The following is a 13559-nucleotide window of genomic DNA, read 5'->3' as shown; positions in this document are numbered from 1 at the left end:
ATTACAACCGTTCCCAAAATCCCTGGGCAAACCCAGTAATAAATTCATAAAGAGCCGGTAGGAGCACAGAAACACATAAGACGAGAAAGACCATTTTCTGAACAGCGGTTAATTGCTTGAGGAAATGGTTTTTTGTGAACAATAAATACGCGATACAGATAACGGCAAGTAGCTGCAATAAATCAAATAAAATGGACAAGAAAATCACCTTTTCTAATTAGATTATATGGATGTTAGAATGATGGATTGTCTTAGCATAGAGCAAAGGGTTGAATGATATTGTTCTGAGAAAACGTGAAGATCAACGTTTATAAAGAAACGGTATTTCGACCCCAAAGAATGCGAAGATACCGCTTAAAAGAAAGTAAGTCAATAAGCCTAAATAAAAAAGGACTTTCCAATTCAATTTCTTTTTCATTTGATCCACTCCTTTTGTGTATCATAGCATAAAAAAACGATAATATAAATAAATAATCTAAAGATGCAAATTTGCATTTTTCATCAAGTGTAAGCTCTCTCAAGCTACATTTTCGCTATCTTGAAAAACCTGAGCTAAAATAGAAAGAGGAACAAAATCATGGCTCACTTTGATTTTTTAAATGAACAACGAGTCGAAAGAAGGAGACATTTCTTTGAAAAAACCATGGATAAAACGCAAAAAGAAGCAAAACGAAAATGAATTATTAACGGAACAGTCCGTTCAAGTCGAGCAAAGTCAAACGAGAGAAGAGCTGCAAGAAGAAGCGGAGTTTACTTCTTTTTTTGCGGATGTCATGAAGCGAATGCCGAAAAAATCGGCTGCCCTTGTGATGAAAGGCTATGACGGATCAAAAGCCCAGGCGGAAAAAGTGTTAGCGAAAAGCAAGGATCAATTTGATCAGGTGTTTGAGGAGTTTTTGGTTGGCGTAGATGATGAAACGCGGAAAAAAGCCCACCGCACGATCCATGCGGCTTCTTTGACGGCGGCGATCATCGGCTGTTCACCGATTCCTTTTTCAGATGCAGTGTTACTTGTGCCGGTTCAAATGACGATGATGGCACGTTTGTATCGCATTTTTGGGCGAACGTGGCGTGAAGGGTTAGCGAAGAGTATCTCGAAAGAGTTAGTGGTGGTGAGTTTTGGACGCAGTGCCGTTGGCAATATCTTGAAATTTGTCCCAGCAGTAGGCACCGTTGCTGGAGCTGCGATCAATGCCAGTGTGGCTAGTGGTATCACCGAAGCATTAGGCTGGGTGACTGTCAAGATGCTGAATGATGGGGAAGATGTGTTTGAGCAAGTGATGTCCTTTAAAGGCCAATTTCACACGCTGTTCAATGCGTTGAAAGTTGGCAAGAAATCCAAGTAGGTCAAAAAGAAGAACGAAGCAGGTCCATCAAAAGACGACTTGCTTTTGTTGCTTCTTTTTCTTCACAGCAAAAAATACTTTTTAAGGAGTGAGTAAAATGAAACAACGAGTGACACGGGAAGAAGTCAAAGAACGGTTGGTCACCGATGCGTATTTTCAAAAAGGTCGTTCTGCTTTGAAGACCCGCCAAACGATTTTGACGATTCTTGCTTGGCTGATGGTCTTGGTTCCGTTTGTCTGGCTGGCCATCCCGCTGACTTTACCGAATCTAGCGGATCGGATCGCCTTTCGGACATATCTGGAAGAAGCAGTGACTTTTGATTTTTTGGCGTTGTTCCTAGGAATTTCTTTTTTGGTCTTGGTTCTGACATTTACTTTGTTGACCTTGAGGAACAACCGGCGTTTCAAAAGATTGTTGCAAAAGCAATCGATGCATGACGAAGTTGCCTTAGAAAAACGCAAAGAAGTATTAGAAGCTTTTTACGAAGAACGCTTCGGAACGAAAGAAGAGCGTCACGCTGCCAAGTACTATGCCGTTACTCCTGAGCAAAACATTGGAGAAACGGAGATCCAAGAACTTTTCCGTAGAAATGGGGTGGGCTGATGGTTGTCAATTTTGATACTGGGTTCCCGTGGTTGGATACATTTTTAACGGTTGTTTTAATGATTCTGTTCACGTATCCCATTTTAGGCGGCTTTGCTTGGTTCATCGGGGTGATCTGCAATCGTTTTTTGTTCCGCTATCGTCAGTTAGAGTGGATACCGATCCCCGAAGAAATCGAGCCGATGATCACCATTATGGTACCGGCTCACAATGAAGAAGTCGTAATTGAAGACACGATTCATTATTTAATGAACAATCTAAACTACAGCAACTATGAGGTGTTGGTGACGGATGATGGCTCAACGGATCAAACTCCTGTGATACTAGATCGATTGATGGAACAGTACCCGAATCTAAGGGTTTTGCGTATCGAAAAAAACCAAGGGAAAGCCCATGCCTTTAATATTGGTGTAGGGTTTGCTAAAGGGGAATTGATTTTGAGCAACGACGCAGATACGGTCCCTGAACCTGATGCATTGTGGAAATATGTCAATTATTTCATCCGCCAAGATTCCATCAATATCTCTGCCATTACGGCGAATATGGACGTTCAAAATCGCACAACGATCGTCGGGAAATCGCAAACCGTTGAATTTTCAAGTATCGTAGGAATTATCAAACGAACCCAGCAAGCCGTTTTCGGCGTCATCTATGCCTATAGCGGTGCCAACACAATGTATCGTAGAGCCGCATTGATGGACGTTGGTCTCTTTCGACAAAATCGTGCCACGGAAGATATCAGTATTGCCTGGGACCACCAATTCCATGGTTGGTTGTCATTGTTTGCGTCACGAGTGATGTTTTTCATGGAGGTGCCAGAAACACTCAAGATGCTCTATCGGCAACGGAAACGTTGGGCGAAAGGCGGAACGGAAGTGTGGTTGACCAATTTTAAAAAAGTTTTCTTACACCCTTTTGAAAATATCGGACGAACCGCCATGTTTGTGGATCAGTCCTTAAGTATTATCTGGTCATTCTTTTTCTGGTTGTCTTCGGCTTTGTTTGTTTTTTATCTGATTTATTATGGGGCAACTGGGAATTACGAGCGGATCTACCATATGTTTACGATGGCCTTTCTCTTTGTTTGTTTTGAGATGATTGCAGGGGTCATGCAGCTATTTACCAGCCTTTTGGCGGATGACAACCGCAGCAAGCTGAAGTATTTCCGCTTTGCCCCTTTTTACATGCTGTTTTACTGGATGATTAATGCCATAACGATCGTCACTACCTTTATTCCAGCCGTCAAAACCATCCTTGGCTACGGTAGCGGCGTTTGGGTCAGTCCCGAGCGAACGGCGAAAAAAAACGAAGAATCTTAACGAGTTCACCTTTCCTAGACAATAAAAACAAGTCTGAGTTTTCTTCAGACTTGTTTTTTTGCCATTAAGGTTCAGAAAGATAGTAAATCTCACGATTTTGGTAAGGATAACGAGTTTGTGAAAATTCGAAGGGCCGTCCGTCGGAGAGACGAGCAACTTGTTCTAATTCTAAGATCGGATCATTGGGATCAACTTCTAAATATTTGATATCATAGGAATCCGCTTTGTCGGCACGGATTTTACGTATGGCGGGGCCTATTTTGAGGTGTAAGGAATCAGTGATATATCGATAGATCGAGTGTTCAAGGATCGCCATATCAATATCGGGAATGGTTTTGATGGGCATGATCGTGTACTCCAATTCAAAGGGTTCGTTATCAACATAGCGCAGTCGTACGATATCATAAACAGGTTCGTTTTCTCGCAAGGACAAGTAATCCATTTCGTTGGCTTCTGGGAAACGAACATTGAAACTAATGATTTTACTTTGCACTTTATGCCGCCCGCCATATCGGTTGACTAGACCGATATACTCATTGATCTGTCCTTGGTAGGTCGCTGAATTGACATAGGTGCCATGACCTCTTTTGGTGGAAATCAGGCCTTCTTGCTTCAGTTGATTTAGCGCTTTTTGGATCGTCATTCGCGAGGTTTGAAATCGTTTGGCTAACGCCGTTTGTTCCGGTAGCTTTGATAAAGCTGGAAAAACACCTTCATAAATATTCGTCCGCAACTGATCAACGATCTCTTTGTATTTTGTCATAGTCATCACTCCTTATGTAAAGTAATTCATGGACTTGAGTTTTGTTTGAAGGGGATAAAAACAAGGTATATCATTAAAGAATCAACTGAAATTCATATGTACAGAAAAAGCTTTACATGTGTTCTCGAAAAATTTACATGCCGATTTCACCTAATTATAATAGGTTTTGTAAGCGAATACAAATGATGGAGGAATCAATATGACGACATTTTATTGGGGAAACAGTGTCAGCAGTATGCAGACAGAAGGTGGATGGAATGAAGGTGGTAAAAGCTTATCCGTTTATGATATACGGGAAGCTTCGGAACAGGCTAGCGATTGGCATGTAGCAAATGATAACTATCATGCGTATACAGAAGATTTTGATTATATGCAAGATTTGGGGATGAACATGTATCGTTTTCAAATTTCTTGGTCAAGGGTCGTTCACGATGGAGATGGTGCCTTTAATGAAGAAGGGATCGCCTATTACGATCGTTTTATTGATGATCTGTTAGCTAGAGGAATCGAACCTATGATTTGTTTGTACCATTTTGATATGCCCCTGCATCTAGCGAAAACCTATAACGGGTTCATCAGTAAAGAAGTGAAGGACGCATTCATTCGCTTTGGAAAAGAAATGGTGGATCGTTTTGCGGATAAAGTCCATTATTGGTTAACCTTTAACGAACAAAATCTTTTCCACCAAGACCATGGTTTTAAGATCAGCGGCTATTTAGAAGGGGAAGAAACAACAGAAGAATTGTATCAAATTTTCCACAATGTCATGGTTTGCCATGCAGAGATCTGTAACTATCTTCATGAAACAACAAATGCGAAGATTGGCGGCATGCTGGCGTATTCTGAAGCGTATCCAGCGACTTGTCGTCCACAAGACATCAAAGCAGCAAGAGAGTTTGATGAATTTGCGAATTTTACTTTATTAGATTGCTATGCGCACGGCAAGTATTCGGCAGCACAAGACCGATACGTGAAAAATCATCAACTCAATATGAATATTTTACCTGGGGAATTAGAAGCGATCGCAGCGCAGAAAAATGATTACATTGCCTTTAGCTATTATGCTTCTTCTACCTTGAACGCTGAAAAAATCCCTGAAGGAACGCCGCCAAATCGGTACATGACTTTTGGAAAACAAGACAATCCGTATATTGAAACGACGGAATGGAATTGGCAAATTGATCCGCTCGGCTTCCGTGATGTCTTAAATAAAGTCTATCAGCGGTACCGGTTGCCAGTGTTTCCGATTGAAAACGGAATTGGTGTCAGAGAGCATTGGAATGGCAACGAACCGATTCAAGATGATTACCGGATTGCCTACCATCAAGAGCATATTCGAGCGATGTTTGCAGCGATGGTGGAAGATGGAGTGGTCTGTCTTGGTTATCTTGGCTGGGGACTGATCGACATTTTGAGCTCTCAAGGTGATATGGAGAAACGATACGGACTTGTGTATGTCAATCGTGGCAATCATGAGTTGCGAGATATGAAACGTGCGCCGAAAAAATCGTATGAATGGTTCAAAGAAGTGATCAAAACGAATGGTAGTACGATCTATACAAACCCATATGCAGAATAGGAGGAACAGAAAATGGCAGCAGAAAAGCGCACGTTTTTAGATAAATTTACAGAGTTTTCGGTCCGTCTCGGCAATCAGGTTCATCTCAAAAGTCTTCGTGATGCGTTTGCGACCTTAATGCCTGCCTTTATTATCGCAGGGATCGCTGTGTTGTTTAATAATGTCTTCTTTCCGTGGTTCTTAGAAGGGGCTGCCTTGGCGCGAATGCAAGTGTTTGGCAATTCCATCACCAATGGAACATTGAATATCGCCGGTTTGCTGATTGCTCCGATGATCGCCTACTTCCTTTGTCGCAACAAAAATAATCCGAGCGCCATCAATGCAACCTTTGTGGCAACGACTTGCTTAGTGGTCATGTTGGCGATGGCTCATGCCGTGATGCCGGAAGGCGCCCAAGCAGAAGTGACCATCAGTGGTGTGATGCTGTTTGATGATGTCGGGACCAAAGGGATGTTTTCTGGAATCATTTGTGGGCTAGTTGCCACGGAATTATTTATTCGGCTATCAGAAAACAAGCACTTAGAAATCAATTTAGGGGATCAAGTTCCTCCTGCTGTCAGCAAATCCTTCAGTACGTTGATCCCTGCTATTTTAGTGATTTCCTTCTTTGCCGTAGTTGCGACCGTGCTAGCAGCATTTGATACCGACCTGATTCAAATCATTTCAACAGTGATCCAAGAACCACTGCGTTTATTGAACACATCGATTTTTGGTTTCTTGATCATCTATTCAACGGGCAACTTTCTGTTTACTTTAGGCATTCACCAAACCGTCATCAATGGCACCTTGTTAGATCCGTTGCTGTTAGTCAATATGAATGAGAACATGCAGGCTGTGCAGGACGGTGCTACGCCACCCAATATTTTAAATTCAGCATTTGTGACGGTTTTCGCACAACTAGGCGGGACTGGATTTACGATCAGTTTGATCATTGCAGTGCTCTTATTCGTCCGCAATTACCAACCTTTTCGGGATGTCGTCAATCTATCCCTAGCTCCGGGTATTTTTAATATCAACGAGCCAATCATCTTTGGTTTACCGATCGTCTTCAATTTACCAATGATCATTCCCTTCGTTGCAAGTCCAATTGTTGCGACGTTGATTGGCTACTTTGCGACCGCAGTAGGATTCATTGAGCCACTTTCAGTCATGGTTCCTTGGACGACACCGCCAATTCTTAGTGCATTATTGGCATCAAAAGGGGATTTCAAAGTTGTTTTGGTTCAGGTGATCATCATCGTCGTCTGTGTAGCAATCTATTTTCCATTTCTAAAAATCGCTCAACGGGTTGCAATCAAATCTGCTGAATTGGAGCGGGCAGAATAAAAAAAGGGAATCCTATATTATAGTGACCTACAAAAGTTAGATCAAAATTCTAACGTTTTGGGGTCACTATTTTTTGAGGTGATTTTTTTACTAAGTTTCTATTTTGAATTTTAATTAAATGGTATACTATCCCAAAAGGAGCGACTATGAAACTATCAGAAATGCAAAAAGCGATTTATCAAAACAAAATCGATCACCAATTCAATGTCACCAATATTGAAAAAGAGTTTTTGGCTTTATATGGTGAAATAGGGGAGGCCTTTGATGCCTATCGGAAGCAACAAGAGGTAGGAGAAGAATTGGCGGATGTGGCGATTTATCTTCTTGGGTTAGCAGAAATCCTTTCCATTGATCTTGAAGCAGAGATTCATAAAAAAATGGCCGTCAACCAAAAGCGCCGTTATATCAGTTATGGCAATGGCTATGCAAAACGAATCGATGATTGATACACGCACAAAAATTAGTGGATTCTTCGAGTATAGGCTCGACCGAAATAGAAAGGGAAGCAGGAGATAGGATGGAAAAGAACGTAAGCATGCGTGAATTAACAACGGCAGATTTAGCAGAAGTCGTGGACCACTATATTGCTGTATTTTCAGCAGAACCATGGAATGACCAATTGACAGTGCCGCAAATCACCGACTATGTATCATCAATGATGGCAATGAATACTTTTATTGGTTATCGACTAACAAACCGAGCATCGAATGAATTGATTGGTCTTTCATTGGGCTTTATCAAGCCCTGGTATCAAGGAAAAGAGTATGTGGTCGACACCTTTTTAATTACAGGCACGCACCAAGGAAAGGGCTTGGGTTCCACTTTCTTAGAAATGATCAAAGAGGATCTGCTCAAGAAAGAGATTCCAACGATCCTGTTAGATACCGAAGAAAGTATGCCCGCAGCGGATTTTTACAAAAAGAATGGCTTTAAACCGTTACCAGATAATGTGAGCTATTATTTATCTCTAGATTAATTCAAGCATGTCAATAACTAAAAAGTCTGCAAAAAAATCGCAGGCTTTTTAGTTATGCACAGTTTCAACAGGTTTATCCACAATATATTGTAGGAACGTGTTTTCGCCTACTAAATATTGTGTTTAAGACCCGTTGGAATAAGAAACTGTCGCTTCTTTTGAGGAAGAGTTTCCCTTTATTGCATTGATGGTAGTCATTCGGTGATTTTCAAGGTGAATTGACAATGGTTGAGATAGAAAGTATCATAGCCTGCTTTTTTTTCGATTACAATAAAGACGAGACTCGCCACCCTTCGGCGAAGCCTCGTCTTTTTACAGATCAACAAAAAAAGAAAACGCAGGATTCTACGCTTTCTTTTTCTGTTCTTCTTTTTTCTTGTCTGTGGTCGGTACGGAATCTAGGGCTTTTTTGAAAATCTCTTCTTTTTTCGTTTTGTAGTTATGTTGTCGTTCAGCATAAACTTTTTCTTTCGTCTTTGTTTTCATACTCGGTCACCTCTTCCTTTTTTTTAGTATAGCATAATTTCACAAACTTATGCAAATTCTTGGTTTTCTCCTTGGTATTATAAACTTTCGTATGAAATACATTGTGAAAATATTTCTTTCGGTAGAAGTGAGGGACTTCTCTATCAAAAAATTCGTATCCAGTTGGAAGCGATGTAACAGGATTTCATCATAGCGTCGATCACACTGGTAAAAGAAGCATTCTTTTTGAAAAAACTTTTTTCACAGAATCCCGTGTGTAAAAAAGGAATGATAAATGGGTGATTTTAGTATCGATTTTTGAAAAAGGGGATCAGGAAAGAAATGTTATTCAAATAACAGTCTTGATTTTCAAAAAGTGGGTTTGTTTGTAAAAAAAATCCTGTTTTTATTCGCGAATTAAAATAACGTTGAATGAAATAGCATTTTTTTGTTGTTTATAGAAATCTTTGTAAATATAGTGCCAACGGTCAGCGTCAAAGAGAAAGTGATTAAAAAGAATAACGCAGGAAAATAAATGACACGTTTTATTAAACGCAAATTAAAAAAATACAAAACGAAAACAATATCAAAAAATATTAATTTTTGTTAAAATGGGGTACAGGGGGTGTTTTATTGGAATCTCGGAAAATCAAACGGAAGCGTTTAGTGAAACAAAAACGGTCCCTTTTCGTACAAAAAGGATTGGGTATCACAGCAGCGTTAGCATCAACATCAGGTGTCTTTACGTCTCTTGCTCATGCGACCGAAACGACGAACGCTTCGTCATCAACCAACACAACTGCTACTCTTGCCAGATCGTCAGCTGAAACGGCGATCAATCGACAATTTAAAACAACAGCTTCACTGAATGTTCGTTCAAATGCTTCAACAAGTGCCTCTATCGTAAGTGGTGTAGGAGCAAATACAACAATCACTGCGGTGGCTCAAAAGAACGGTACCTCAGTGAATGGCAATACAATATGGTATAAGCTATCAACAGGCGGCTGGATCTCAGGGGCTTATGTGAAGAGCACCTCAGGCTCTTCTTCTGCCAATACAGGCTCGTCCAATTCGTCGTCTTCTTCATCGGAAAAAGCAATTTCGAAATCAGTGAAAACGACTACTGCATTGAACGTCCGTTCAAATGCAACGACAAGTTCTAGTGTCGTACGCGGTTTGAGCAGTAATGCGACAGTACAGGTCGTTGCACAAAAGAGTGGGACATCGGTGAATGGCACGACCACTTGGTACAAATTGTCCACAGGCGGTTGGATCACGGCAGCCTATGTCAAAGATGTTTCCAGTAGCTCCACAGGCAATAGTTCTTCTGGCGGCAATACAAGTGTTTCTGCAGAAACGGCTATCAGCAAGAACGTGAAAACAACAGCGGCATTAAATGTTCGTTCGAGTGCGTCAACAAGCGGCAGTGTCGTTGGCAGCCTAAGCAACAGCACGACGGTGAAGGTCGTTGCCCAGAAAAATGGCACATCCGTTGGCGGCACCAATGTTTGGTACAAAGTATCGACTGGTGGCTGGATCACAGCGGCATATGTGCGTGACGTCACGTCTAGTTCTGGAAATACAAGTAATAACAATAATTCAAACACAGGTTCAAACAATACTGGTTCATCAAACGGCTCAAGCAATGCGAGTGAGCAAGCCATCAATAAGACGTTCCAAACAACCACTGGGATGAATGTGCGCTCAAATGCATCGACTTCTGCAAGTGTGGTCAGCAGTTTGGGCAGTAATGCGACCTTCAAAGCAGTGGCTCAAAAACAAGGCACGTCAGTCAATGGCAATACCACTTGGTGTAAGTTATCAACTGGTGGCTGGGTATCTGCAGCATATGTCAAAGAAGTCAGTGCGACGACTCCTGGCAACAATAACAACGCAGGCAATACTAATGTTCCGATGAGCGTGAACGGAGCAGCGATCGTTGCAGAAGCTAGAAAACATATCGGCACTCCTTATCAATGGGGAGGCAAAGGACCAGATGTCTTCGACTGTTCTGGGTTTACACGCTACGTCTTCTTAAAAGTGACGGGCAAAAACATCGGTGATTGGACAGTCCCACAAGAAAGCGCAGGGACGATCATTCCTGTCTCGCAAGCACAAGCTGGCGACTTGCTGTTCTGGGGTCAAAAAGGGAATACCTACCATGTAGCGATCGCTACAAGTAATACAAGCTATATCCATGCGCCAAGCACGGGTTATACAGTCACCGAAGCACAATCAGGCTTTTCGACTGCTAGCTTCGCTCTACGCGTGAAATAAATATTTTATTGAAAAGGCAAAGGGTTTGTCCTTTGTTAGAAACGCCCCTAAGAAAGCTGCAATCAGTTTTCTTAGGGGCGCTTTTTGTGCTGGGCGCAGATCTTCTAAAAGGTGGGATTTTGCCCTTGTTTTTTTGACAAAAAGGCCGATTTGTCAAAATCACTTGTTTTTACTAGTACAAATTTTTGTCAAAAAAAATAGTTACTGATACCATAAAAACGTACCAATATTAGGAGGGATCTACATGAGATATACGAACGGAAATTACGAAGCTTTTGCAAGAAGCAGAAAACCGAAAGATGTCGAAAAGAAAGAAGCCTATATTGTTGGTGGTGGATTAGCAGGACTTGCTGCGGCAGTCTTCTTGATCCGTGACGGCCATATGGCGGGTGAGAAAATCCACGTCCTTGAAGAACTTTCTTTATCAGGCGGTTCATTAGACGGAAAATTCATTCCCCATGATGGATTTGTGACCCGCGGCGGTCGAGAAATGGAAAATCATTTTGAGTGTCTGTGGGATCTATTTCGCTCGATTCCGTCTTTGGAGGTGGAAGATGCTTCGGTGTTAGATGAGTTTTACTGGTTGGATCACGATGATCCAAATTCGTCTAACTGTCGGATCATCCACAATCGCGGCCAACGAGCAGCAGATGATGGAGAATTTACCTTGTCTGCTACAGCACAAAAAGAATTGACTCAATTATTTATGACTTCAGAAGATCAATTGATCGGGAAAAAAATCGAAGATGTTTTTGGCGAAGAATTCTTTGAATCCAATTTTTGGCTATACTGGTGTACGATGTTCGCCTTTGAAAAATGGCATTCGGCGATTGAAATGCGTCGCTATGTGTTGCGTTTTGTGCATCATATCGATGGCTTGCCTGATTTTACCGCGTTAAAATTTACCCGTTACAACCAATATGAGTCATTGGTCAAACCACTACTTGCTTATTTGGAAGAACAAGGAGTCGACTTCCAATATGAATGCACAGTCAGCAATATCGATGTTCGGATCGTGGGCGAGGAAAAAGTTGCTCAAAAACTTGTGCTAGAAAAAGCGGGGGCAATCGAAGAAATTCCTTTGTCAGAAGATGACTTGGTCTTTGTTACCAACGGATCGATCACTGAAAGTTCCACGCAAGGGGACCATTATACTCCAGCGCCTATCTCAAAAGCACCTGGTGGTAGCTGGCGTTTATGGAAAAACTTGGCGGCGCAATCGCCTGATTTTGGTCATCCAGAAGTCTTTTATGAAAACTTACCTGAAGAAAGCTGGTTTGTTTCGGCAACTGTCACTTGGCAAAATTTTGATGTTGAACCTTATTTAGAAAAATTGACCCATCGCAAGTTGCGAACAGGCAGAATCGTCACTGGGGGGATCATCACCATCAAAGATTCCAATTGGATGATGAGCTTTGCGACCCATCGCCAACCGCACTTTAAAGAACAAAAAGACCAACAAACGATCACATGGGTGTATGGCTTGTTGTCAAATACGCCAGGAAACTACATCAAAAAACCAATTGAGCAATGTTCTGGACAAGAAATCGTGCAAGAACTGCTTTACCATTTAGGCGTGCCGGAAGCAGAAATCCAACGCATTTCAAAAGAATCAAGTGTGGCAGTTCCGGTTTACATGCCGTTTATCACTTCCTACTTCATGCTGCGTGAGCCAGGGGATCGGCCATTGGTTATTCCAAATGGCTCCAAAAACTTAGCTTTTATCGGTAATTTCGCAGAGACTGAAAGAGACACTGTTTTTACAACAGAGTATTCCGTTCGGACTGCAATGGAGGCTGTTTATCAGCTATTAGATGTGGAACGCGGGGTACCAGAAGTGTTTGCTTCCGCTTATGATCTGCGTACCTTGGCCAAAGCTGTCTATTATCTGACCGATAAGAAAAAAATCACGGAAATGGAGCTACCATTTATCGAACGGAAACTATTGGAAGGCTTCGTTAAGAAAACTGAACATACCTACATTGGCGATCTGTTGAAAGAAAACCATTTGATTTAATTAAAACACAACGACGACGAGGCGAAAGAAACTGCTCGTGGTCGTTGCGTTTTTTCATTTACTTTTTAGTGTTGTTTAGACGAATCCTTATTCCTCAGATAAAATCCGGACTTGGATCTCTGTCAAATAAGCTTGCTCGTTGCTAAGGGTCGTTTCATGGATCGATCGTTCATAGAAGTAGTCATCGATTTGCCATTGGTGCGCTGCAATCAGCTGCTTGAGTTTTTGATAGAACTGCTTCAATCCTTCGTCATCCCCCTGATAAATGGTGGTTAAATAGCAACCTGCCGGTTTCACGAAGGAAGCTCGTTGTGGTTCTTCTTGCCGCACATAAACGTAGTCGATGTCCTGCGTATTGCCTTTGTTCGTCCGAATCATAAAACCGTATTCGTTATTCGAGAAAAGATAAGGCTGTGCCATCAAAAGGTCGTAGGCTTGGGTGATCATCTCTGGGATGCTGCTGCCGTTTAATCTAGGACTAAGGGAGAAATACTCCTCTGGCTGTTCCTTCAAGGTGAAGGGGGAAGTTTTTTCTGCAGCCAGACGCAAGTCCGCTGCTTTTCGTTCGATGATTTTTTGGATGTTGGACAACTGCTGAATTTTTTCATCGATGGTTTGCCGCTTGGCTTCCAATAAGTTTCTCATGGTCTCGGCATCCCCCTGCAACGCTGTTTGAATCTCTTTTAAGGGCATCGATAATTCTTTCAAAGACAGGATCAATCCGAGATCCAAAAGTTGATCAAGGGAATAATACCGGTACCCGTTCTCGTCTTTGCTGTTTGGTTGAAATAGCCCAATCTCGTCATAATAGTGGAGTGTCCGAGGATTGATTCGCGCTAAGCGTGCCATTTCCGATACTTTTAATTTGGTTTTCATGGCGCTCCTCC

13 protein-coding genes are annotated in these 13559 nt (G+C 41.8%); 9 read left to right on the top strand and 4 right to left on the bottom strand.

Annotated features, from left to right (window positions below; genetic code table 11):
• Position 1: 1 nt before the first annotated feature.
• Complete coding sequence (locus IGI88_RS02735) at positions 2-208, bottom strand: hypothetical protein (protein WP_271822015.1); 207 nt, start codon at positions 206-208, stop codon at positions 2-4.
• A 391-nt stretch (positions 209-599) separates the two neighbouring features.
• Here IGI88_RS02735 and IGI88_RS02730 point away from each other — a divergent pair, with 391 nt between their 5' ends.
• The 3 genes from IGI88_RS02730 (at position 600) to IGI88_RS02720 (ending at position 3269) form a co-directional block, all read left to right on the top strand.
• On the top strand, positions 600-1346 hold the full coding sequence (locus IGI88_RS02730; RefSeq protein ID WP_005225303.1) for a YcjF family protein: 747 nt from the start codon (positions 600-602) through the stop codon (positions 1344-1346).
• Positions 1347-1443: 97 nt separating this feature from the next.
• Entirely contained in the window at positions 1444-1950 is a 507-nt protein-coding gene (locus IGI88_RS02725) for a hypothetical protein (protein ID WP_005237370.1), read from the top strand.
• Positions 1950-3269 carry a glycosyltransferase family 2 protein gene (locus tag IGI88_RS02720; RefSeq protein WP_005237369.1) on the top strand — a complete coding sequence of 440 codons (1320 nt, stop codon included), beginning with the start codon at positions 1950-1952 and terminating at the stop codon, positions 3267-3269. The genes IGI88_RS02725 and IGI88_RS02720 overlap by 1 nt, the downstream gene beginning before the upstream one ends.
• 64 nt (positions 3270-3333) lie before the next feature.
• Here the strand turns inward: IGI88_RS02720 and IGI88_RS02715 are convergent, their stop codons facing one another.
• Complete coding sequence (locus tag IGI88_RS02715) at positions 3334-4032, bottom strand: GntR family transcriptional regulator (RefSeq protein ID WP_034868333.1); 699 nt, start codon at positions 4030-4032, stop codon at positions 3334-3336.
• Between the two features lie 199 nt (positions 4033-4231).
• Between IGI88_RS02715 and IGI88_RS02710 the strand changes: the two genes are divergently transcribed.
• The 4 genes from IGI88_RS02710 to IGI88_RS02695 all read left to right on the top strand — a co-directional run bounded on the left by IGI88_RS02710 (position 4232) and on the right by IGI88_RS02695 (position 7913).
• Positions 4232-5611, top strand: a complete 1380-nt coding sequence (locus IGI88_RS02710; protein ID WP_429960155.1) for a glycoside hydrolase family 1 protein — start codon at positions 4232-4234, stop codon at positions 5609-5611.
• A 12-nt stretch (positions 5612-5623) separates the two neighbouring features.
• Positions 5624-6937 carry a PTS sugar transporter subunit IIC gene (locus IGI88_RS02705; RefSeq protein WP_086299174.1) on the top strand — a complete coding sequence of 438 codons (1314 nt, stop codon included), beginning with the start codon at positions 5624-5626 and terminating at the stop codon, positions 6935-6937.
• 146 nt (positions 6938-7083) lie between these two features.
• Positions 7084-7383, top strand: a complete 300-nt coding sequence (locus IGI88_RS02700; protein ID WP_005237365.1) for a MazG-like family protein — start codon at positions 7084-7086, stop codon at positions 7381-7383.
• Between the two features lie 71 nt (positions 7384-7454).
• On the top strand, positions 7455-7913 hold the full coding sequence (locus IGI88_RS02695) for a GNAT family N-acetyltransferase (protein WP_008377253.1): 459 nt from the start codon (positions 7455-7457) through the stop codon (positions 7911-7913).
• Positions 7914-8258: 345 nt separating this feature from the next.
• Here IGI88_RS02695 and IGI88_RS02690 read toward each other — a convergent pair whose 3' ends face one another.
• Entirely contained in the window at positions 8259-8399 is a 141-nt protein-coding gene (locus IGI88_RS02690; RefSeq protein WP_005237363.1) for a hypothetical protein, read from the bottom strand.
• A 612-nt stretch (positions 8400-9011) separates the two neighbouring features.
• Here IGI88_RS02690 and IGI88_RS02685 point away from each other — a divergent pair.
• Positions 9012-10655: an SH3 domain-containing protein gene (locus IGI88_RS02685; protein ID WP_429960154.1), complete on the top strand. Its 1644-nt coding sequence runs from the start codon at positions 9012-9014 to the stop codon at positions 10653-10655.
• Positions 10656-10899: 244 nt separating this feature from the next.
• A complete protein-coding gene (locus tag IGI88_RS02680; protein WP_086299175.1) occupies positions 10900-12672 on the top strand; it encodes an oleate hydratase in 1773 nt (590 codons plus the stop codon).
• A gap of 87 nt (positions 12673-12759) precedes the next feature.
• Here the strand turns inward: IGI88_RS02680 and IGI88_RS02675 are convergent, their stop codons facing one another.
• The gene (locus IGI88_RS02675; protein WP_086299176.1) at positions 12760-13548 is read right to left on the bottom strand and encodes a MerR family transcriptional regulator; all 789 of its coding nucleotides are present in this window, start codon (positions 13546-13548) and stop codon (positions 12760-12762) included.
• Positions 13549-13559 lie beyond the last annotated feature (11 nt).

Origin of the sequence: Enterococcus sp. AZ179, assembly GCF_050498885.1 — a bacterium.
Classification (GTDB): Bacteria; Bacillota; Bacilli; order Lactobacillales; family Enterococcaceae; genus Enterococcus_D; species Enterococcus_D entomosocium.
The sequence above is the reverse complement of the archived record's forward strand: the minus strand, read 5'-3'. Positions and strand labels throughout refer to the sequence as shown.